A 21,637-nucleotide genomic window follows, 5' to 3' on the forward strand; every position below is an offset into this window, starting at 1 on the left:
CTGCAACCCCTAAACCAAGTACTGCAGCAGTTTTCATAATTAGGGGCTTTTTCATCCTTATCTCCTTTATTTTTGATTGAATTGATTAAACAGTAAAAAATCCCCTTTTTGGATATTTCTACCGAAAACAATAGAATTTTTCCCCCCCCCCCCCCCGACTTTTCCTAAAAAATTTACTAAAAACAGTAGTTTTTCCCAAAAATGGAGAAATTTAAGTTATAATAAAACCAATAAAACTCAAGGAGACTATCATGGAATTCAAACACTATGGAGAAATTATCCACAAAATCCGTCAAGATCGCAATATGAGCCTTAAAGAGGCTGCTGGAGATGCCATTACTCCCAACAACCTTAGTCGCTTTGAAAAAGGACTCGCTACTGTTAAAGTAAATACATTTTTTGAAGTTTTAAACAATTTTAATTTAGATGGATACGACTATGTAGAAATTTTTCATATTCAAGATAAGAATTCCCTAAGAGCAAGAGAAATTATACATGCATTGTCTAAAAATGATAAAATAAAAGCTAGACAAATACTGGGAAAGAAAAGTGACTGGGGAAATGTCATAGAGTATTACATACTAAAATTAGATATTTTTAGAATGGAGAATACAAGGGATGAATCGACTCCTGATGTAGTAGAAGCTATTAATTACTTGGTCAACTATATGTTTAGTATTGATACTCTTTATATTCGTGATTTTCTTATTATTGAACTTCTTCTTACATTTGATGGGCAATATTTTGAGTTAAAATTCCTTGAATACCTCGAAAAGCTAATTGTCAAAGGATTAGAAGAAACTAAACATATGTCTGAATCATTTTCTCACAGATATACTCAAACTGGAACGTTTTTAGTTAGAACATATTCTCGCTATGGATACTACGATAAAGCAGAAAAGCTCATCTATAAGTTGAAGATAGCACTATCTGAAATATTCTATTATGAGTTTTCAGTATTTCAACTATTTTATTTAAACATATATGAAGTTTTCAATCTACTTCGACAAAACAATCCTAAGGCTATTGAACGAGCTAATGCTCTTCTTCATTACATTGATGCTCAAAACGACCTCTTTCCATTACCAAATATGATTACAATTAAAAATTCATTTACCCAAGAAGTTCAACGACTGAATAAAACTGGCATTCCATTCCCTATGGAAGATGAAGAATAACTATCAACATCAATAAACAACAAAATGTGTGCAACTTTAAAGCACCAAAGTCACTTGACTCTGGTGCTTTTTGACTTGATTCTAAAGAAAAAACCCACCAAGCTAAGTTGATGAGTTTCAAATCTATTTTCTAAATTTCCACTGGCTATAAATACCAAAACCGATAATCCAGATAGCTGAGCCGATTGCTCCGACAAATGTAGACTCTTGTAAAAAGAGGGTTACAAAGACAAAGGCAAAGAAGAGCATGGTTAAAGGATTTAAGAAACGATAATGGGGCATGAGATAGCCATCCGCCATAAAGTCTGGTGACTTGCGGTATTTAAGGTGAGCCACCATGATCAAGATATAAATGGCAATATAGACACCTGATGATGATGCCGTAATCAAGGCAAAGGCATCCGAAACTCCTGGCAGGACGTTGATAAAGGCTGCTAGGGCAATCAAAATCGCTGAGGCGATGATGGCATTTTGTGGCACATTGTGGCGAGAAAGAGTATCTGCCTTGATAGCCTTTAGGAAGCGATTTGGCGAATCATGAGCAATCTGATACAAATGGCGCCCTGTTGAATAAAGCGTTGAGTTAAGAGCAGATGCTGCTGAGGTCAAAACAACGAAGTTAATCAAGGCTGCTGCCCACTTGACACCGGCCAATTCAAATACTGTTACAAAAGGAGAATCAGCTGAGGCAAGTTCACGCCATGGAATGATAGCCATGATGGATAAGAGGGCACCACCGTAGAAAAAGGCGATACGCAAAGGAATTTCCTTAACGGCTTTTGGCAAGACCTGACGTGGATTTTTGGTTTCAGAAGTTGTGACCCCGATAAACTCAATCATAAGATATGCAAAGAACACCATCTGGAAGGCCATGACAAAGTTCACTCCACCATTTGGGAAGAGGGAGAAATTGTCAGCAATATTGGCCAAACTTGCTACTCCATGAGGTGTCTTAAAGCCTGTCAAGACCATAAAGACTCCTGTTGCAATCATAGCTAAAATAGCCACAATCTTGACCATCGCAAACCAAAACTCAACTTCCCCAAAGAGCTTCACCGCAATCAGATTGACCAAGGCTAGAATGGTCAAAAATCCAATCTCAATCATCCAACTCGGCCAAGTTGGGAACCAAAATTGCACATAATGTGCGATAGCAGTGATTTCCGCCATACCGATAAAGACAACGGATAGCCAGTAAGACCATACTGAGAAATAGCCCCAGCCCTTACCCAAATGGCGCGTGATAAAGTTGATAAAGGTATGTTGCTCAGGGTCTTGGTAGAGCATTTCCCCAACAGCACGCATCATGAGGAACATGAAGGCCCCCGTAATCATATAAATCAGTACAATGGAAGGACCTGTTAGGCTAATAGAGCGACCTGCTCCCAAAAAGAGTCCTGTTCCGATTGTTCCAGCGATGGCCATAACCTGCACATGACGATTGGTCAGACCACGCTCCATCTTATTTTTCTTCTTTGAACTCATATAGTCTCCAATTCAATTCAATTTATACTCAATGAAAATCAAAGAGCAAACTAGAAAGCTAGCCGTACGTTGCTCAAAACACTGTTTTGAGGTTGTAGACAGAACTGACGAAGTCAGCTCAAAACATGGTTTTGAGGTTGTGGATGAAACTGACGAAGTCAGTAACCATACATACGGCAAGGCGACGCTGACGTGGTTTGAAGAGATTTTCGAAGAGTAGCAAAATGGAAAAAGGAGTGAGTGAAGCGCATCGCCTCCCCACTCCTTTTTTCTGTTTTTAGGCTGTTTTTTCAACCTTCAAGATTTTTACATCATAGCTACCAACAGGTGTTTCAATGGTTGCTGTGTCACCTGTTTTCTTGCCAATCAAGGCTTGTCCAATTGGGCTTTCATTTGAAACTTTACCTGCAAAGGCATCCGCACCCGCTGAACCTACAATAATATAAACTTCTTCTTCGTCCTCACCAATTTCTTGGATGGTGACTGTTTTACCAATCGCTACTTCGTCTTGGGCAACTGCGTCGCTATTGACGATTTCAGCATAGCGGATTTTTGTTTCCAAGCTAGAGATTTGTCCTTCAACAAAGGCTTGTTCATCCTTAGCTGCTTCGTACTCACTGTTTTCTGAAAGGTCACCGTATGAACGGGCAATCTTAATGCGTTCTACCACTTCTGGACGGCGGACCAATTTCAATTCTTCTAATTCTTTTTCAAGTTTTTCCTTTTCCTCAAGGGTCATAGGATATGTTTTTTCTGCCATTTTTCTCAACTTTCTTCTGATGATATTTTCGAAAGAAAATTATGTGAAGTATCACATAATTTTAGTTTGTTTGGTTTAATTTGCTGTTGACATGTTCAGCAACATTGCGATCGTGGTCTTCTTGATTGTTAGCATAGTAGACCTTGCCATCTGTGACATCTGCTACAAAGTAGAGGTTATCGCTCTTAGTTTGATTGATGCTTGACTCAATCGCATCCAGACTTGGACTATCGACTGGACCAGGCATGAGACCTACATTTTTATAAACATTATAAGGTGAATCAATGTTGGTATCAATCGCAACATCCTCAGCTAGGCTGATATTTTGCCCCAGTTTTCCTTGGGCATACAAGATTGCAATATTACTTTGAAGTGGCATATCACGATTCAAACGATTGTAGAATACACCTGCAATGAGCTTACGATCTTCTGTCTTGGCACCTTCTTTTTCGACCAAGGAAGCAATGGTCAACAACTCATTGACAGTCAAGTTTTTAGATTTGATAGTACTATAGTAAGGAGATAGGTTCTTATCCATAGCAGCTAACATCTCATCAATCAAGCTCTCAATAGTTGTGCTTTCCTTGATAGAGTATGTAGCTGGGAAAAGGTATCCTTCCAAACGATAACGCGCACCGCTGTCTTTTGTAGGCAAGCTTTCAAGTAGACTCAGATATTTGGCAACTTCTTGACTGATAAACGTCTCATCTTGAACTTTTGCCAAGAAAGCCTCCGCTGTCAAAGGCTCTTTGAAGTCACCTTGCAATTGACCCACAGCTTGAGCAATTTGATCAATCGTATAACCTTCTGGAATTGTCAAAGTCGCAAGGACAGGTTCCTGTGGTTCAGCTGTTCCACCTTTTTGCAACTCTTTGAGTAAGTCTTCTGTACTCATACTCTTTTGCAAATTGTAGTAACCTGCTTTCAAATCGGTATAATTTTTATACTTGGCATAAAAGCTAAAAATCAGACCATGCTTTACCAAACCAGCTTTTTCAAGCGTCGTACCGATTTCTTGAACGTTTGAACCTTCTGGAATTCCAACCGTCACATATTGTTTCGATGAAGCATCCACAGGCTGTAAAGATGACTGAACATACTGGTAACCAAAGTAACCACCTGCTGAGAGCAAGGCAAGGAATACAAGGAATGAAATCACAAAGGCTTTCACATGTGACTTCTTCTCTTTCTTAGGCTTAACAGGTTTTACTCCTTCTCTACGGCTACGACGTGGTGTATCGCTGATGATATCCACTGTTTCTGTAGCAGGCATAGGTGTTTCTGGACCTGCTTGTTCTGCTTTTTTCTCTGCCGTCTTATAGGAAACAGCTACCCTTGTTGGGGTTTCATTGTATTCTCTTTCAAGTTTCTTAGGTCTAACAGGACCTGGTCCTGGTCTTGAACCACTTTCTTCCGCTGGAGAAGAAGGTGCATCTTGACTTGGATGACTTGGAACACCAGGAGTTTCTCTTTGAATCTCATCTGCTGGAGAAGCTGGTACATCTTGACTTGGGTGAGTCGGCACGGTAGGAGCTTTTCTCATAATCTCCTCTACCGTTGACAAGGAATCAGCCATGAGTTCTTCAGCTGAAGGTTCATTTGCAGGAGTGCGAACTACTGCCTCATCTTCTTTCAGAACTTCATCATAGCCTTTTACTTTTTCTAAATCTCTCAGAATCTGCTCTTTAAAGCTTAATTTCTCTTCTTCTCTTGACTTTTCACTCAAAAGTTTTTCCTCCTTGTTGACAATCCATAATATTATATCTTAAAAGTCCAAGAAAAGCAACCTATGATACTTTTCCTGGCTTATTTTTTCGTTTCCCAGACCATATCATACCAGGTTTCCCCTGCAAAGGTTGACTGGGACAGACCTTCATTGACAAATCCATGCTTTTCATAGTAGGCGATGAGATAGTCATGACAGGTTAGGTTAATGCCTTCTCTCTCATCTTCAAGAGCCAGGTCTTTCAAGGCTGTTAGCAATTGCTGACCCAGTCCTATCCCCTGGGCCTCTTTGGCAATAGAAAGACAGGTCACAGAGATATAACCACCAGGCTCATGACTATAATCTTCTATCTCTTCTGTAAAAGACTGGTCTTGCAGATAGCGGTGAGGGACAACTGGCCCTTCGATATAACCCATGATTCTACCTTCTTTTTCCGCAACCAGAAACGAGGTCTGAATTTCTCGCAAATGTGCTTCAAAAACAGAGCGAGGAATGGCTTCTTCAATCGAGAAATTTTCTAGTTCAATATCAACAATCCGATCCAAATCTTCTAATCTTGCTTGTCTGATTTTCATTGTGCCTCCAGATAAAAGGGATTAAACCAAATCATACTAAAACCCTGGCTAGTTGCATAAAGGGAAGTTTCTTCATCAATAAAACCGTTCATTTCAAAGTATGAAAGCAACTCATCAGGACTCTTCAAACGAATCCCTTTGTAATCCAGCTCAACTGCTACCTCTTTCAAGGCTGCAAGAAGAAGTGTTCCCAAGCCCTGTCTCCGATGGTCAGCCTCGATAATTAAAGAATGTATTTTTAGACATTGCGGATTGTCTGACTGGGGACTTGATAAAATATAGCCTAAAAGTTGATTTTCATCCCTAGCTAGAAGAAAGGTATCCGCACACTTACGGATACTTTCTTCTAAGATATGGGAAGGTTGCTGCTTTTCAGCTGGAAAAGATGTGGCCTGAAGTGCCACTACCTCAGCTAAATCAGACTGACTTGCTTGAATGATCTTAATTGGAATTTCCATAAGAATATCCTACTGAACATTGCTTGTCAAGTTAGACAAGAGACGCTCGAACGAATACTCATAGGTTTGGATATCTCCTGCTCCCATAAAGACATAGACAGCATTATCGTGGTCTAGGAGGGGAGAAACATTTTCAACAGTGATCACTTGGTGTTTTTTGTTGATTTTTTTGGCTAGGTCTTCTACCTTGACATCTCCATGGTCTACTTCACGAGCAGATCCATAGATTTGCGCTAGGTAAACAGCATCCGCTTGGTTCAAAGCGTGAGCAAATTCGTCCAACAAGGCAATGGTTCTTGTAAAGGTATGCGGTTGGAAGACTGCTACAATTTCCTTGCTTGGGTATTTCTGACGAGCCGCATCCAAGGTCGCAATAATTTCTGTTGGATGGTGGGCAAAGTCATCGATAATCACTGTGTCATTGACAATTTTCTCAGTGAAACGACGCTTAACACCGGCAAATGTTTTCAAGTGCTCACGCACCAAGTTCAAATCAAATCCTGCTGTGTAAAGAAGACCAATAACGGCTGTCGCATTCATGATATTGTGACGACCAAAGGTTGGGATGTGGAATTGCCCCAAGTCTTGTCCACGGAAATGAACGGTGAAGGTTGAACCAGTTGTTGAACGAAGAAGCTCACTAGCTACAAAATCATTACCCTCAGCTTCAAAACCATAATAATAAATCGGAGCATTAGCCGTAATCTTACGCAATTCTGCATCTTCACCATAGACAAAAAGACCCTTGGTAATTTGTTTGGCATAGTCGTTAAAGGCATTGAAAACATCCTCGAGACTTGTGAAATAATCTGGATGGTCAAAGTCAATGTTGGTGATAATAGAGTATTCTGGATGATAAGGCATAAAGTGACGCTCATATTCGTCAGATTCAAAGACAAAATATTTGGCATTGGCCGAACCACGACCTGTCCCATCCCCAATCAAGAAGCTAGTGTCTGTGATGTGAGACAAGACATGAGATAACATACCTGTCGTTGAAGTTTTTCCATGCGCTCCAGCTACTCCCATGCTAACAAAGTCACGCATAAAGCTACCTAGAAATTCATGGTAACGTTTGTAGCTGATACCATTTTGGTCTGCATAGGCAATTTCGACATTGTTATCTGGACGAAAGGCATTTCCAGCGATAATTTCCATATCACCGTCTAGGTTCTTTTCATCAAAAGGAAGAATGGTAATTCCTGCCTGCTCAAGACCACGTTGAGTAAAGTAGTACTTTTCAACATCTGATCCCTGTACCTTATGCCCCATTTGGTGCAACATCAAGGCCAAGGCACTCATCCCTGATCCCTTAATTCCGATAAAATGATATGTCTTTGGCATGTTTTCTCCCCTATTCTGTAATTCTGGTCAGATTCAATTCTTGGGCAACCCGACGTTCTTGTTCTGTTTGTTTACTTTTTTTATTGTAGATTTGGCTCTTCTTTAGAAAATCATAGTTGTTTTTCTTTGGAGCAGGTGCTGACACTTCTTCATTCTTGGTAGGGATAGAATGAACTTCTTCCGCCAAGATGTACTGAGACTGGGTCAATTTTTGGCTATATTTGACAAATTCACCAGGATTTTCCTTTTGGAAAGGCGCTGTCGGTTGATTGCCCTGTCTAAGAAGGACTGATTTAGAATGACGTCTCGTACGGCTGAAATCCTGAGTTAGATAGTTAGCTGAGCGTTTCTTTTTCAAGTCTGCACGCGCTTCTTCACGTGCCACCTCTGCATAGCTCTTTCCTTCTTTTTTAACCCCTAAAGGAGCCTTTTTAGGTTTCTCGACTTGCTTTTCAATCGGTTTGACTGGCGCCTCTTCAGTAATAGGAGCCCATTCTAAATAATTTTTATCCCGATACTCACCCTTGATATTACTGATCAGATCAGACTCATCATACAAGTTCATGACTGGCATTTCAGTCAACATGACCTCGTCATCTGACACCAATGGAAATCGTTCTTGTTTCATTTTCTATTTCCTTTCAACACTTCATTATAGCGTATTGTCTTGATTTTTCAAGTGCTGGCTTCAGAAATTCCCAAAATTTCTCTAATTTCTGCTAGGGTCAGACTGCCACGTGACTCTGTGCCATCCAATACTTGTGACACCAGATGTTTCTTTTGTTCTTGGAGTTCCTGGATTTTTTCTTCAATGGTTCCCTTGGTTACCAAGCGATAGACCTCAACCGTTTCTTCCTGTCCCATCCGATGGGCACGGCCAATGGCTTGCGCTTCCACCGCAGGATTCCACCAAAGGTCGACCAAGATAACCGTATCAGCACCTGTCAGGTTCAGACCGACACCACCAGCCTTGAGGGAAATCAGAAAGGCATCTCTTTCCCCTTGGTTAAAGGCCTTGGTCATATCTTGTCTTTCCTTGGCTGGGGTTGAACCCGTAATTTTAAAGGAAGTCATGCCCAAGTCTGGCAGTTCTTGTTCAATTTTCTCCAACATTCCCTTGAACTGCGAGAAAAGCAAGACACGGTGTCCGCCGTCTGCCACCTGTAGCAGCAGGTCTCGGAGACTATCCAGTTTGCCGCTGGCTCCCTGATAATCTTCCATAAAGAGGGCAGGGGTATCACAGATTTGGCGCAAGCGCATCAGACCAGACAAGATTTCCACACGACTTCGCTGAAATTCCTGATCTGATACTTGAGCCAGACGGTCCCGCATCTGTTGCAACTGGGCTAGGTAGATAGCCTTTTGCTGGTCTTCCAGTTCATTTTTATAAACCACTTCGATTAAGTCTGGTAATTCAGTCAGCACTTCTTCTTTCTTGCGCCTCATAACGAAAGGCTTGATAAACTGAGCCACTCGCTCGGCTGGCAATTTCATAAATTCTTTCTTGCTTGGCAAAAGTCCTGGCATGACGATTTGGAAAATAGACCACAGCTCACCCAGATGGTTTTCAATCGGAGTTCCGGACAAGGCAAAGACTGACGGCACCACAAATTGTCTCAAGGTCTGGGCAATCTTGGTCTGGGCGTTCTTCATGACCTGAGCCTCATCTAAGCAAAGGAAGTCAAAGGCCATCCCCTGATAAAGCTCACTGTCCTGACGGAAGGTAGCATAGCTTGTCACAAAGATTTGATGGCTCTCAGCAAGAATCTCTTCACGACTAGCTTTCAAACCATGAACAACAGCCACATCTAACTGTGGGGCAAATTTTTGAAACTCATCTGCCCAGTTGTAAATCAAACCTGACGGAGCTAAAATCAAGACCCGACTTTCTTTTGTCACTTGACTGGTCAAAAAAGCAATGGTCTGAAGGGTTTTCCCCAAACCCATATCATCAGCCAAAATCCCACCAAAACCATAATGATGGAGCATTTGCAGCCAGCCGATTCCCTTTTCCTGATAATCTCGCAAATCAGCCTGAACCTGAGTTGCTTGTCGAGGAAAGTCCTCTGGATGCGTCAAATCCTGGGCCAGATTCTGGAATTCTTGTGAAAAAGAAACACGGTCTCGCCCTTCAAAGAGATGGGCTAAACTGTAGGCCAATGATTTCCGAGCCTGCAAGGAGCCATCTTTTAATTCGAATTGTCCTAGCTCCTGTAAATTTTGGCGAATTTTCTTGGTTTCTTCATCAAAAAAGTAGACTTGATTAGACGAATCAATGTAAAAATCCTTGTTGGCAACCAAGGCCTGCATGGCTTGGTCAATTTCCTCTTGGGCAATATCTTGAAAATCAAACTGGATTTCCAAGAGACCTCCCTTGGAAGCAATCTGCACTTGAGGACTCGCTAAGCTATAAAGCTCTTCTAGCTTGTCTGATAGGTCAACATGACCGAGTTTTTCAAAGACTGGAATGATTTCGTGAAAGAAATGATAGACAGACTCGGCTTTTAAGGCCTGACGCCAAGATTGAAAATCTGCTTCAAAACCTGCTGCCAAACAGACTTGGAAAACTCTTTCTTCTAAGTCAGCATCACTCGAAAATGGTAATTCTTCTAACTCTTGTCGGCTAGATACCTGCCTATCCCCATAATCAAACTGAATTTCTAAACGAATCCGATTATCTTCTTCCCTGTCAAAGTAAAAAGAGGTCGCAAAGGATTTGATTTGTAGACGTTCTGGAGCTGAAACGCTGCCCATCTGGCCAAAGAGCGCTAGACAAGAAGCCAACTTATCTCGGTCACTGCTATCAAATTGCAGGTATTTCTTGCCATGCTGATCCAAAGGCAACGCTTTGATTTCCTTGAGAAGACGCATCTGCTGGTCTGTCAGAAAATAAACCTGTCCTTTATGGAAAAGCACAACTCCCTGATAAAAGACATTGACCCTAGGACTCTCACTGATTTCCATTTCAAAATAATCCGAGTATTCTGTTACTGTAAAGGCAAATAGATTGGCATCAGCATGCATATCCTGAAAAAGCAGAGTCTGATAGCTATCCACTTGATGGTCAAATTGAAAATGCGGCAAGGTCATCAGTAAATTCACACCCTGCTCAAAAAAGGTCAGAGGGAAAAAGAGGTGCCGACCTTGGTTTTGGAAAAAGAGGTCTGGAGCCTGTCCTTCCTCCATCAGTCCTCGCAAGAAAGTCAGAAGTTCTTGGCTAGCCTCATCAAAGGCTTCCCAAGAAAGAGACTCCTCATAAATCTTGCCAATCATATAAGACTTTCTCTGCTCGACAATCCTTAAAAAGAGTGGAATATCCCGAATGACATAGTATTTTTGGCTATTGATTTGGCCGATTCTCAGAGTCCACAAGATATGATTGGTCCCTGCTTCCACCTGCCCCACAGCCGATAATTCATAGGCACGTTCTGATTTTGGAGACAAGATTCGGTCCAAAAATTTGCCACCCAAGGTCACCTTGGTTTCAACGGCCTCTTTTTCTTCGTGACCTTCTTCCATACTCTGCAAGATTTCCTGACCACGCTCATCATTTTTTAGAAAATGCTCCAGCGCTGCCAAATGCACACAGTAGCTCCTCTTTTGGAAAAAATCACAGGCACAAAAAACCAAATCATCCTCTAAACTATAGCGCAGTTCTTCTTCTGCAACGCGAGCGTAGAGCCGATTGTTCTTTTCCTTGATGATGTCAACCTTACCAGTTTCATAAAGGGCAACGCCTTCGATACGGACTTTCCCCGGAATCAATTTAGCCATATTTTTACCTTTACCTTATCTTTTTATTATACCATATTTTCCCCTATGAAAATAGCCTTCTAGGATGACTTTTCTCCTAGAAGGCTGGATTTTTAACGTTTGGCAAAAGTCGTCACAATCCGCTGACAAACTTCTTGCAGCAGGGATTTAGGCATGGCTACATTGAGGCGGGCATGGAGACTTCCTTCCTCTCCATAATCCGAACCAGGGTTGAGGATAACCTTAGCTTCATTTCTCAACAGCTCTTGCAATGTTTCATCAGTCAGGTCATAGGCTGAAAAATCAAGCCAAATCAAGTAGGTTCCTTGCGGTTTCATGACCCTAATTTTAGTCTCTTTTCCAAATAAATCTACCACATAATTGATGTGGTCTTCAAAGACTTGCTTGAGTTCCTCTAACCAATCCTTCCCATAGCGATAGGCAGCTTCTGTCGCCAAATAACCCAAGCCTGAAATTTCATGCTGATTATTGGTCAACTGGCGTTTCTGGAAAGCCAGTCTCAACTTAGGATTTTCAATAACTGCATATGAATTTTTTGTCCCAGCAATATTAAAGGTTTTAGTGGCACTGGTCAAGACGATCGCAAATTCTTTAAAGTCAGGATTGATGGTATTGAAGGAATGATGCTTGTGACCAAAGAGGGCCAAATCTTGGTGAATCTCATCTGAAACCAAGAAAACACCGTGTTTTTGGCAGAGTTGGCCAATCTTCTCCAAGACTTCTTTTTCCCACACACGTCCACCAGGATTGTGAGGGTTGCAAAGAATATAGAGTTTGACCTCCTCTTCCACCAAATCCTTTTCAAGTCGGTCAAAGTCAATCTCAAACAGACCATCCTTTTCCACCAAAGAATTGGTAATCAATCTACGGTTGTTCAACTTGACACTGCGAGCAAAGGGTGGATAGACAGGTGTGTTAATCAAAACCGCCTCGCCTTCTTTTGTAAAGGCTTGAATAGCTGTTGAGATGGCTGGTACCACACCCTCGATAAAGACAAGAGCCTCTTTGTCAAAGTGGTAGCCGTGTTGTGTGGCTTCCCACTTTTGAACTTCCTTAATTAACTCTTCACTGGCATAGGTATAGCCATAAACCAGTTGATCAGCGTAAGTTTGCACAGCTTGGCGAATTTCAGGCAAGACTACAAAGTCCATATCCGCTATCCAAGCTGGTAGGACTTCACTATCCGTTTCTGCTTCTTTCCATTTATAGGTATGGTGCCCTAAACGATTGGGCAGGCTTGTAAAATCATATTTTCCCATCTTTGTCTTATCCTTCCAAGGCTTGACGCAAATCTGCAATCAAATCTCTAGCATCCTCAATCCCAATTGACAAGCGCAAGAGGTCATCTGTCAAACCATAAGAATGGCGCACTTCTGCTGGAATATCAGCGTGAGTTTGGGTCGTTGGATAGGTAATGAGACTTTCCACTCCACCCAAACTTTCCGCAAAAGAGAAGACCTTGAGACTGTTCAAAATATGAGGAATGCGTGTTTCATCGGTTACTTTAAAGGAAATCATGCCCCCACGACCAGTGTAGAGAACTTCCTTAACTGCTGGGGAATCCTTCAAAGAGGCAACCACTTCTTGGGCGTTAGCTGTTGAGCGCTCCATACGAAGAGACAAGGTCTTGAGACCACGAATCAATTGATAACTGTCAAATGGAGACAAGACTGCCCCTGTCGTATTAAGATTGTAAAAGAGCTTCTCGTATAGTTCTAAACTATTAGTCACAACCACTCCAGCCAAGACATCATTGTGCCCTGCTAGATACTTAGTTGCTGAATGAAGAACGATATCTGCTCCATCTTCAATCGGACGTTGGTAGATAGGGCTATAGAAGGTATTATCCACCACCACTTTGGCCCCCTTAGCATGAGCCAATTTTGCCAATTTTTCGATGTCAAATTCCAACATCAAGGGATTGGTTGGAGTTTCGATATAGAGAACATCCACATCCTTTTCTAACTCGGCAATCAACTCTTCTTCTGTGTTGGCATAGGTAAAATGGAAACGGCCTTCCTGCTCCACTTGATTGAACCAGCGGAAAGAACCTCCATAAAGGTCACGGACAGCCAAGACCTTACTTCCTACTGAAAAGACGCTAAAGGCCAGTACAATAGCTGACATACCTGAGCTAGTAGCTAAAGCATAGTCTGCTGACTCAATAGCCGCCAAGACTTCTTCAGCCTTAGTGCGAGTTGGGTTTTTAGTGCGTGTATAGTCAAACCCAGTAGATCGACCAAACTCTGGATGCTGATAGGTCGTTGAAAAATGAAGCGGTGTCACCAAAGCTCCTGTCGCTTCATCTGATTTAATGCCCGCCTGGGCCAAAATTGTGTTAATGTGTAATTCCTTGCTCATACAATTCCTCCAAATCTATAGTAACTATTGTACCACTTATTTTCATCAACTCATTTTCTTCTTTTCAAGAGCTAGTTATAGTTTCAAACTATAGACTTATACTCTTCGAAAATCTCTTCAAACCACGTCAGCGTCGCCTTACCGTAGATATGTGACTGACTTCGTCAGTCTTATCTACAACCTCAAAACCGTGTTTTGAGCAGCTTGCGGCTAGATTCCTAGTTTGCTCTTTGATTTTCATTGAGTATTAGCTAGTAAAGCTAAAAAGAATCCAGAAAAGCTTCCAGATTCTTTTGTGACGATGATTGCTAGAGTTTACTTTGACTGAAAGAAATCGTGTTGGGATAAATAGTCATAATGCTCTTTGTTAAATTGATACTGGCCCACACGCTGACTAATCTGACCGACATCCACGGAAAAAATATAGTCTTCATTTTGATAGTGCCAGTTCAGCCTAACTGTATTCAAGACTGGCTTATAAGTAAAATCTTGAACTTGATTCCAAGACATCTCTACGACTTGATTAGAACAATTTCCAGTTACATCACTGATGTCCATCAAGTAGATCCCCTTAGGTGTGAATGCCAGAATTTTAGGCTTCACACTCGACTGAACATAGTAGGAACCACCTATAATGAAAAAATCAATAAAGGATTTCAACCATGTCTTTTTCTTGAAAGCCATCAGAAAATTCCTTTGTCCTTCAATGCGACAAGTTGAGAGAAATGATTCAATCTGTTTTTCTGTTGCAAACTCCATAATAGCGCCCATGATGTTACCTCCATAACGATTAGTAAATAGGCAGATAAGAACTCTTCACATAAAAGAAGAACTTATCATTTGTTACATTTTATCTTACTTTTTCAGTAAATAACATCCCTCCTATAAAATCATCCTAGCATGTGCATACTTCAATCAACATTGGATAGATTTTCGAAAATAGTTTCTCACGTTTTTGTTATATTTATTATATCATAAATCTAACAAAGAATTTAAAAAATGTAAGTACTTTTCTTCCAAATTTGCTATCATTCTATATAAAAACGACAGTTTCCTTGAAACCATCGTTTTTATTGAAAAATCCTTATTTTACATGTTTTGCCAATTCTTCTTGGGCTTTTTTATTGGATTCTTCTTTTTCTTTCAGCCATTTTTCTTTGGCTTTTTCATATTCGTCTTTTGTGACTGTCTTATCTTGTACTTTGAGGTATTTATAGGATTCAACCCCTTTATTACCAGCCAATGAATATGGTGTTGAGAAAGGAACGATTTTTCTCAATGTTGGTGTTCCACCAAGTGAAACATTTGGAATTGCTAGAGAGCTATCCACCAACCAAGCTTGGGCATCCGCATATTTTTCATAACGTTTAGCCGGATCTTGCTCCTTATTAGCTTCTTCCAACATTTGAGTGTAGACATCCAATCCAACAGCCTTGGCCTTGTCATTGGCTTCACCTGGCTCTATTCCAAGATTTTGCAGAACACCACCATTCTTGACACTAAAGATATCAAGATAGCTAGATGGATCAAGATAGTCCGTACTCCAACCACCATTGTAGAGATCGTAGTCTTTTTGCGCAGCTGTTTGAGCTAGATAACCTGAACTATCATAGTCCTCTGTAGAAAGTAGGTGGACATCAATCACAACATTTTCTGCACCTAAGACAGACTCAATTGATTGCTTCATGGAATTGATTCCTTGAATTTCAGCCTTATTGGTCAACTCTATATTTTTATCTAAGTGGATAGGGAATGTTACCCCCTTAGCTTCTAATTCTTTCTTAGCTTCTGCAAATTTGGCTTTGGCTTTCTCTGGATTGTAGTATGGATCTTGGGCATCCGCGAAGTTGATTCCTTGCCATTCCTTGCCATAATTTACCATCTTAGAGGCTACTACTTCACCAAAGTCTTTTCCCTTGATACTTACGAAGTTTGGAGGAACAACCAAGTTACGCAAAATCTTAGTTGCACCATCTTCTCCTTGAGATTGGGCTCCATAGGCCGTACGGTCATAGGCAAAGTTAATGGCTTGACGGAAGTTTTTATTAAGAACCGCTTCTTGAGTCGATTTCTTTTCAGCATCACTTGTCTTGGAAGTGAATTTATAAGATTGTCTATCCAGATTAAAGTTTAAGAAGTAAGAAGTGGCATCTTGCATGCTATAGACGATATCATCTTTGTATTTTTCTTTAATTCCTTCATAACTTGAACTATTCGGATAGAGACGAGCGTAGCTATAGGCTCCGTCTGTAAAGTTACGAACAAGAGCGTCTTGGTCACTACCATCATAGTAGGTCAATTTGACATCATCTACAAAGACATTTTTAGCATCCCAGTAGTTAGGATTTTTCTTGTATTCGATGACAGATTTTGAAACAAAAGCTTTCATCAAGAAAGGTCCACTGTACAAAATATTAGCAGGGTCTACCTTCCCAAAATCATCCCCTTTTGATTTCAAGAAATCTGCATTGACTGGGAAGAGAATGGTTGAGGTTGTTTTTGAGTTCCAGTAAGGTTCTGGTCGAGCCAAGGTGTATTGAACCGTTTGGTCATCAAGTGCCTTGACTCCGACAGTTGAAAAGTCGCTTGTTTTCCCAGTGATATAGTCATCCAAACCTGCAACAGAGTCCTGCACTAGATACAAGGCTTCTGAATTTTTATCAGCTGCATATTGCAAACCGGTTACAAAATCCTGAGCAGTTACAGGTGCATATTCTTCTCCCTCAGAAGTAAACCACTTAGCATCCTTACGAAGTTTGTAGGTATAGGTTAAACCGTCCTTAGAAACAGTCCAATCCTCAGCCAAGGATGGAACATAGTTCCCATATTGGTCATTTTCCATAAGACCATCTACCAGGTTGGTCACAATATCATTTGTTGTTGCACGGTTTTCTGCTAGATAGTTCAAACTAGATGGATCACTTGAGTAAACATAATTGTATGTTTTTGATGCTGTGCTAGAATTTCCACAGGCACTCAATAAAACTCCTGTACCCAGGACAAGACCTGCCAAGGTTAGATATTTGCTCTTAGACTTTTTCATTTCCAGAACCTCCTGATTTAAATATTTGTTTTATTATACAACGTTTAGTTTGTTTAGTCAATGATTTTTTCCAAAAAAAATCGAAAAAGACCTCATCTTCTACTTTCAAAAGATAATTTTAGCTATTTTGACGCTAAAAAAGGAATAAGTTTCAAGTTCTCCTAAAAGATTGTTCAACTTATTCCTTTTATTTATAAATGCTATCTTACGAAAGCTTAAATTTTACTCGCAGGCGATCTGCTTGAGCTTTTCCAATCACCTTATCCAATAAACGGGTTCGAAGACTCATGACTCCATAAACTCCTCCTCCCATGGCACCAACAAGAGCTACATAAAGGAAGCTCCACAAACGTCCACTTGGTTGGAAAACAAATCCTAACAGCCACTGGATGGTTCCTATTAACAGAAACATGACTAGGGTCAGCAAACTGATTAAAATGGTTCGCTTCACAATCACCTTGCGCTTGACACCCGTTACCTTACAAATGTCCCGATACATCAAGACATTAGGAATGATGAGAGCAATGGTTGTTGAAATCAAAGGACCATAACTGTGGAAGAGGGCGATGGTAGGTAGTTGCAAGACTAGCTTGGCAATAGAACCATAGATAAAATAGAGAACAGCCTTGCGGTTGCGGAACATGGCCTGAAGCATTGGAGACAAGACCATGTACAAGCCTAAAATAATAGACTGCAAAACTGCAAAGACAAATAAGCCCAGAGCCAAACTATCTGGCTTGCCATAGAAGACTGTATAAAGAGGTTCTCCGACCATGACCACTCCAACCGTTGCTGGTAGCAGAAACATAAAGAGTAGGGTGAGACTGTCCTGAACGAGACGAGAAGCTGCCTTCAAGTCCCCCTTGACATAGTTTTCCGTCAAAAGTGGCAAGCCTACACTCCCAATCGAAACCCCAACAGAAATCAAAATCATAGTGATTTTATTAGGATTGGCTGAGAAATAAGAAAACATGACAACCAAGTCTTCATTACTATAATTGGTAAACCAACTCATACTATTGATAAAGGTCAGCTGATCCAGAATCTGGAAGAGCTGGATGGCAGACCCTGTTAAGATAAAAGGAATAGCTTCCTTAATGGTATCGACCAAAAGACGCTTGCTGTTAATCTTATCCCCTGTTTCAAAGACTCTTTTGAGTAACCCTTCTTGAGCAAGGAAATAAATCAAAACTCCAAAACTGGCTACCATACCGACAAAGGCCGCAAAGGTCGATTGGGTAACGGCTGCTAGGTAATCTCCTGAACCAATCTTCATAATGATAAAGGTAGCTAAAAGCATCCAGATAACACGAATGACCTGCTCAGCGATTTGGCTCATGGCATAAGGTTTGAGGTTATTCATCCCTTGGAAAAATCCTCGGATAACACTCATAGACGGGAAAATCAAGACTCCCCAAGCCAAGCTCTGCATGATTGGGATCAGGTCTTTCCCTACACCCGACAAGTCTGCTAGCCAAGGAGCAAAGACATACAAGACTAAAGAAAAAACCAGACCTAGTCCTGTCATAAATCCTAAAAAGCTCCGAATCAGGGCAAAGCTATGCTCCTCTTCTCTCATGGTATTATACTTGGCAACTTGCTTGGCCACTGCAACTGGAATACCTGCTGTTGAAACCAGCAAGAACCAGGCATAGATATTGTATCCCATGGTAAAGAGTCCATTTGCTGTAGCCGCATAAGACCCCATCCAGATGTACCAAGGGATAATGTAAATAGCCCCAAGTAGGCGACTGATAAAGTTACTAGCCGTTAGCCAAGCAGTCCCCCGTAACATCTGGGCCTGCTGGTGATTGTTTTCGTGCGACATAGATTCCTCATTTGATTTTAATAACTAGGAAAAACTCCTTATCTTCCATTATAAACTTTTCCTTGTTACTTGTAAATTTACGACTTTCGGTTTACAATAGAAAGTATGATAAAGATTGAAACTGTATTAGATATTTTAAAGAAAGATGGTCTCTTCCGTGAGATTATCGACCAAGGACATTATCACTACAACTACAGCCATGTCGTATTTGACACCATCTGCTATGACAGTCGCAAGGCCAAAGAAAAGAGCCTCTTTTTCGTTAAAGGTGCTGCCTTTAAGAAGGAATTTCTTCTTTCAGCAATCTCTCAAGGACTCGATTGGTATGTGGCTGAAAAAGACTATGAGGTTGGTATTCCTGCCATTATCGTCAGCGATATCAAGAAAGCAATGAGTTTGATTGCCATGGAGTTTTATGGCAATCCACAGAAAAAACTCAAACTCCTTGCCTTTACTGGTACTAAGGGTAAGACAACAGCAGCCTATTTCGCCTATAACATCTTATCTCAAGGGCATCGACCTGCAATGTTGTCGACCATGAACACAACTTTAGATGGCAAGACTTTCTTTAAGTCTGCATTGACAACTCCTGAGAGTATTGACCTCTTTGATATGATGCATCAAGCTGTGCAAAATGACCGTACCCACCTCATCATGGAAGTCTCCAGTCAAGCCTATCTGGTCAAACGTGTCTATGGTCTAACCTTTGATGTGGGAGTTTTCCTCAATATCAGCCCAGACCATATCGGCCCGATTGAACACCCTAGCTTTGAAGACTACTTCTACCACAAGCGTCTCTTGATGGAAAATAGCCGAGCAGTCATCATTAACAGTGACATGGATCACTTTTCTGTACTAAAAGAACAAGTGGCAGATCAAGAGCATGATTTCTATGGTAACCAATCTGATAACCAAATCGAGAATTCCAAAGCCTTTAGCTTCTCAGCTAGAGGTAAACTCGCTGGAGATTATGATATTCAACTCATTGGCCACTTCAACCAAGAAAATGCCGTTGCTGCTGGACTTGCTTGTCTCCGTCTCGGAGCTAGTCTTGAGGACATCAAAAAAGGAATCGCTGCAACCCGTGTTCCTGGTCGTATGGAAGTCCTCACTCAGAAAAATGGTGCCAAGGTTTTCATCGACTATGCCCACAATGGTGACAGTCTCAAAAAACTCATCAATGTTGTAGAAACTCATCAAACAGGAAATATTGCTCTGGTATTAGGTTCGACAGGAAACAAGGGAGAAAGTCGTCGCAAAGACTTTGGCCTTCTCCTCAATCAACACCCTGAGATTCAAGTCTTTCTGACTGCTGATGACCCCAACTATGAAGACCCTATGGCCATTGCGGATGAAATTAGTAGCTACATCAATCATCCTGTTGAAAAAATTGCGGATCGCCAAGAAGCCATCAAGGCAGCTATGACTATCACAAATCACGAATTAGATGCTGTCATTATCGCTGGTAAGGGAGCCGATTGCTACCAAATCGTCCAAGGAAAGAAAGAAGCCTATCCTGGAGATGCAGCTGTCGCAGAAAATTATTTATAAGATAGTAAAAAATCAAGGGAAATGAAACCCTTGATTTTTTCTATTTTTATTTAAAAGCGTTTTTCAAACCTTCAACGGCACCTTCTACAGCACCTTTAGCATCTTCAACTACTTCTTTTGCCTTAGCAACTGTTTTTTCAACAGCTCCTTCAAGTTCTGTCTTGCTGTCTCCAGTAACTTTACCAAAACCTTCTTTGACAGCACCTGTTGCTTGTTCCAATTTGTTTTCAAGTGACATATGATTGTCTCCTTTAGTTCTATTCCGATATGTGTTATCGGTTACATTAGTATAAACTTATCGATAGATAAAGTCAAACAATGTGCTCAGAAAAAGCAATCACACTAAATAGAAAGTTAATCTCTCCTTGTCAAAATCAACGGCCAACTCATACTTTCCATCTTCATTTTGGACAATATAACCTAGGACAACTAAACTATCCACAAAGATGTCTCGGCGTTTCTGCATAAGCTGGTCTTTTTTGAGAAATTTCAACAAAAAAGTCGTCATATACTTGAGGGCATACTCAGGATTAACATCTCCCAAAATGTCATAAAGTTCCTGCTGTTTTTCTGTCAAAGGATACTGATGTTTGACCTTGTAGAAATAATTAGACAGGGTCATTTTAGTCCGCGCAAAATCTGTTTTTTCAACTAAAATAGCTGCATTGGTTTGATTGCGCAATTCTGTCTCAAAACTCTGCTCCAACAAAGCTTGATAGGCCGGGCTATCTTCGCTGACAAAAATCTCTTGATCCAGTTCGAGACTATCGAGTGATTCAAGCATAGGAAGATTGAGGTAATAACGCTTATTTTCCCGACGAACCAAGCCCACTTTTATATACTCTTCCATGAGTTTGTCAACTGCTACATCTGGAAATTGAGTCTTAATTTCCCGTAGAATCACATCCTCATGCTGGTCCAGATAGCGGATCAATTCTCCAAAAAATGGCTGTCTCGTCAAACGAGATGGATTAAAAATCTGAATCATGAAGATTCCTTTCTTTACATTCTAACAGAGGTGATGTTGCCAACTGACTAGGATTGGTCCCAGCTTGGTTCAGAGGAACAGGCAGACCTAGTTCTCTATAATACTCTCTCCAAAAATCACTAATGTCCTGCTCCCCATCACCAAATTTCATGGGAATAGTTTCAAAAATGGGGAGGATTTCTACCATATACTGAGAACAGTAAAAACCTTCTCCATCTGGATAGAAAGAAGCATTGTAGGGTGCCCCTAGATGTTTACAAGCTCTTTCCTTCACCGACTGGATATCCATTTCTGGGTAGACATAGAGGTCGTACAAGTGATTAGACTCAAAGAAGTCTGCTGATTCCTGACAAACAACACCCGCCTGTCCACTAGCATGATAAATCATCCCATCCAAATAAATAGCAACATGGCTATAGTTACCTGTTGAAATCTGGATGGCTTGCCCCATGTCCGACTCATCTCTCACAAAAATCAAATCACCAGTTTCTAACATGCTTCACTCCTAGAAAAAAAGGAGCCGAAACTCCTTTCGATATAAGGCAAACTAGCCTTTCCGATTTTGA

The 21,637-nt window shown here is 40.9% G+C and carries 18 protein-coding genes; 2 read left to right on the forward strand and 16 right to left on the reverse strand.

Going from position 1 to position 21,637, the window contains the following annotated elements:
• Window positions 1-251: 251 nt before the first annotated feature.
• Entirely contained in the window at window positions 252-1,178 is a 927-nt protein-coding gene (locus tag HT714_RS03330) for a helix-turn-helix transcriptional regulator (protein ID WP_173251474.1), read from the forward strand.
• 123 nt (window positions 1,179-1,301) lie between these two features.
• On the opposite strand, the gene HT714_RS03335 is transcribed toward HT714_RS03330, so the two are convergent.
• The 13 genes from HT714_RS03335 to HT714_RS03395 form a co-directional block, all read right to left on the reverse strand.
• The gene (locus tag HT714_RS03335) at window positions 1,302-2,663 is read right to left on the reverse strand and encodes an amino acid permease (protein WP_173251476.1); all 1,362 of its coding nucleotides are present in this window, start codon (window positions 2,661-2,663) and stop codon (window positions 1,302-1,304) included.
• A gap of 277 nt (window positions 2,664-2,940) precedes the next feature.
• Window positions 2,941-3,423, reverse strand: coding sequence for a transcription elongation factor GreA (greA, locus tag HT714_RS03340; RefSeq protein WP_000818760.1), 483 nt, complete (start codon window positions 3,421-3,423; stop codon window positions 2,941-2,943).
• Between the two features lie 61 nt (window positions 3,424-3,484).
• A complete protein-coding gene (gene mltG, locus HT714_RS03345; RefSeq protein WP_173251478.1) occupies window positions 3,485-5,149 on the reverse strand; it encodes an endolytic transglycosylase MltG in 1,665 nt (554 codons plus the stop codon).
• 80 nt (window positions 5,150-5,229) lie between these two features.
• A complete protein-coding gene (locus tag HT714_RS03350) occupies window positions 5,230-5,724 on the reverse strand; it encodes a GNAT family N-acetyltransferase (RefSeq protein ID WP_173225444.1) in 495 nt (164 codons plus the stop codon).
• Entirely contained in the window at window positions 5,721-6,182 is a 462-nt protein-coding gene (locus HT714_RS03355) for a GNAT family N-acetyltransferase (protein WP_173213535.1), read from the reverse strand. Before HT714_RS03355 ends, HT714_RS03350 begins: the two co-directional genes overlap by 4 nt.
• 9 nt (window positions 6,183-6,191) lie before the next feature.
• Window positions 6,192-7,526: a UDP-N-acetylmuramate--L-alanine ligase gene (gene murC, locus HT714_RS03360; RefSeq protein ID WP_050390837.1), complete on the reverse strand. Its 1,335-nt coding sequence runs from the start codon at window positions 7,524-7,526 to the stop codon at window positions 6,192-6,194.
• Window positions 7,527-7,536: 10 nt separating this feature from the next.
• Window positions 7,537-8,154 carry a cystathionine gamma-synthase gene (locus HT714_RS03365; protein WP_173225446.1) on the reverse strand — a complete coding sequence of 206 codons (618 nt, stop codon included), beginning with the start codon at window positions 8,152-8,154 and terminating at the stop codon, window positions 7,537-7,539.
• 47 nt (window positions 8,155-8,201) lie between these two features.
• On the reverse strand, window positions 8,202-11,300 hold the full coding sequence (locus HT714_RS03370) for a DEAD/DEAH box helicase (RefSeq protein ID WP_173225449.1): 3,099 nt from the start codon (window positions 11,298-11,300) through the stop codon (window positions 8,202-8,204).
• 92 nt (window positions 11,301-11,392) lie between these two features.
• Window positions 11,393-12,559 carry a MalY/PatB family protein gene (locus HT714_RS03375; protein ID WP_173225451.1) on the reverse strand — a complete coding sequence of 389 codons (1,167 nt, stop codon included), beginning with the start codon at window positions 12,557-12,559 and terminating at the stop codon, window positions 11,393-11,395.
• A 7-nt stretch (window positions 12,560-12,566) separates the two neighbouring features.
• Window positions 12,567-13,661 (reverse strand): cystathionine gamma-synthase, encoded by a 1,095-nt coding sequence (locus HT714_RS03380; protein WP_173225454.1) that lies wholly within the window; start codon window positions 13,659-13,661, stop codon window positions 12,567-12,569.
• Between the two features lie 315 nt (window positions 13,662-13,976).
• On the reverse strand, window positions 13,977-14,432 hold the full coding sequence (locus HT714_RS03385) for a hypothetical protein (protein WP_173251480.1): 456 nt from the start codon (window positions 14,430-14,432) through the stop codon (window positions 13,977-13,979).
• 313 nt (window positions 14,433-14,745) lie between these two features.
• Complete coding sequence (locus HT714_RS03390; protein ID WP_173251482.1) at window positions 14,746-16,704, reverse strand: peptide ABC transporter substrate-binding protein; 1,959 nt, start codon at window positions 16,702-16,704, stop codon at window positions 14,746-14,748.
• A 205-nt stretch (window positions 16,705-16,909) separates the two neighbouring features.
• The gene (locus HT714_RS03395) at window positions 16,910-18,532 is read right to left on the reverse strand and encodes a polysaccharide biosynthesis protein (protein ID WP_173251484.1); all 1,623 of its coding nucleotides are present in this window, start codon (window positions 18,530-18,532) and stop codon (window positions 16,910-16,912) included.
• 105 nt (window positions 18,533-18,637) lie between these two features.
• Between HT714_RS03395 and HT714_RS03400 the strand changes: the two genes are divergently transcribed.
• Window positions 18,638-20,083 carry a UDP-N-acetylmuramoyl-L-alanyl-D-glutamate--L-lysine ligase gene (locus HT714_RS03400; RefSeq protein WP_173225466.1) on the forward strand — a complete coding sequence of 482 codons (1,446 nt, stop codon included), beginning with the start codon at window positions 18,638-18,640 and terminating at the stop codon, window positions 20,081-20,083.
• Between the two features lie 46 nt (window positions 20,084-20,129).
• Here the strand turns inward: HT714_RS03400 and HT714_RS03405 are convergent, their stop codons facing one another.
• The 3 genes from HT714_RS03405 to HT714_RS03415 all read right to left on the reverse strand — a co-directional run bounded on the left by HT714_RS03405 (window position 20,130) and on the right by HT714_RS03415 (window position 21,567).
• Window positions 20,130-20,321, reverse strand: a complete 192-nt coding sequence (locus HT714_RS03405; RefSeq protein ID WP_024478880.1) for a CsbD family protein — start codon at window positions 20,319-20,321, stop codon at window positions 20,130-20,132.
• A gap of 99 nt (window positions 20,322-20,420) precedes the next feature.
• A complete protein-coding gene (locus HT714_RS03410; protein ID WP_173213523.1) occupies window positions 20,421-21,071 on the reverse strand; it encodes a DUF1803 domain-containing protein in 651 nt (216 codons plus the stop codon).
• A complete protein-coding gene (locus HT714_RS03415; RefSeq protein ID WP_173225469.1) occupies window positions 21,055-21,567 on the reverse strand; it encodes a YiiX/YebB-like N1pC/P60 family cysteine hydrolase in 513 nt (170 codons plus the stop codon). The genes HT714_RS03410 and HT714_RS03415 overlap by 17 nt, the downstream gene beginning before the upstream one ends.
• Window positions 21,568-21,637 lie beyond the last annotated feature (70 nt).

Origin of the sequence: Streptococcus sp. 3705 (assembly GCF_013277145.1) — a bacterium.
In the GTDB taxonomy this organism is placed as follows: domain Bacteria; phylum Bacillota; class Bacilli; order Lactobacillales; family Streptococcaceae; genus Streptococcus.

What these genes read in the sequence shown, in the direction of transcription:
- HT714_RS03390 (WP_173251482.1), bottom strand. Translation starts at nt 16,704, where the DNA reads ATGAAAAAGTCTAAGAGCAAATATCTAACCTTGGCAGGTCTTGTCCTG.
- murC (WP_050390837.1), bottom strand. Translation starts at nt 7,526, where the DNA reads ATGCCAAAGACATATCATTTTATCGGAATTAAGGGATCAGGGATGAGT.
- greA (WP_000818760.1), bottom strand. Translation starts at nt 3,423, where the DNA reads ATGGCAGAAAAAACATATCCTATGACCCTTGAGGAAAAGGAAAAACTT.
- HT714_RS03370 (WP_173225449.1), bottom strand. Translation starts at nt 11,300, where the DNA reads ATGGCTAAATTGATTCCGGGGAAAGTCCGTATCGAAGGCGTTGCCCTT.
- HT714_RS03375 (WP_173225451.1), bottom strand. Translation starts at nt 12,559, where the DNA reads ATGGGAAAATATGATTTTACAAGCCTGCCCAATCGTTTAGGGCACCAT.
- HT714_RS03355 (WP_173213535.1), bottom strand. Translation starts at nt 6,182, where the DNA reads ATGGAAATTCCAATTAAGATCATTCAAGCAAGTCAGTCTGATTTAGCT.
- HT714_RS03405 (WP_024478880.1), bottom strand. Translation starts at nt 20,321, where the DNA reads ATGTCACTTGAAAACAAATTGGAACAAGCAACAGGTGCTGTCAAAGAA.
- HT714_RS03365 (WP_173225446.1), bottom strand. Translation starts at nt 8,154, where the DNA reads ATGAAACAAGAACGATTTCCATTGGTGTCAGATGACGAGGTCATGTTG.
- HT714_RS03335 (WP_173251476.1), bottom strand. Translation starts at nt 2,663, where the DNA reads ATGAGTTCAAAGAAGAAAAATAAGATGGAGCGTGGTCTGACCAATCGT.
- HT714_RS03350 (WP_173225444.1), bottom strand. Translation starts at nt 5,724, where the DNA reads ATGAAAATCAGACAAGCAAGATTAGAAGATTTGGATCGGATTGTTGAT.
- HT714_RS03330 (WP_173251474.1), top strand. Translation starts at nt 252, where the DNA reads ATGGAATTCAAACACTATGGAGAAATTATCCACAAAATCCGTCAAGAT.
- HT714_RS03380 (WP_173225454.1), bottom strand. Translation starts at nt 13,661, where the DNA reads ATGAGCAAGGAATTACACATTAACACAATTTTGGCCCAGGCGGGCATT.
- HT714_RS03400 (WP_173225466.1), top strand. Translation starts at nt 18,638, where the DNA reads ATGATAAAGATTGAAACTGTATTAGATATTTTAAAGAAAGATGGTCTC.
- HT714_RS03415 (WP_173225469.1), bottom strand. Translation starts at nt 21,567, where the DNA reads ATGTTAGAAACTGGTGATTTGATTTTTGTGAGAGATGAGTCGGACATG.
- HT714_RS03385 (WP_173251480.1), bottom strand. Translation starts at nt 14,432, where the DNA reads ATGGGCGCTATTATGGAGTTTGCAACAGAAAAACAGATTGAATCATTT.
- HT714_RS03395 (WP_173251484.1), bottom strand. Translation starts at nt 18,532, where the DNA reads ATGTCGCACGAAAACAATCACCAGCAGGCCCAGATGTTACGGGGGACT.
- HT714_RS03410 (WP_173213523.1), bottom strand. Translation starts at nt 21,071, where the DNA reads ATGATTCAGATTTTTAATCCATCTCGTTTGACGAGACAGCCATTTTTT.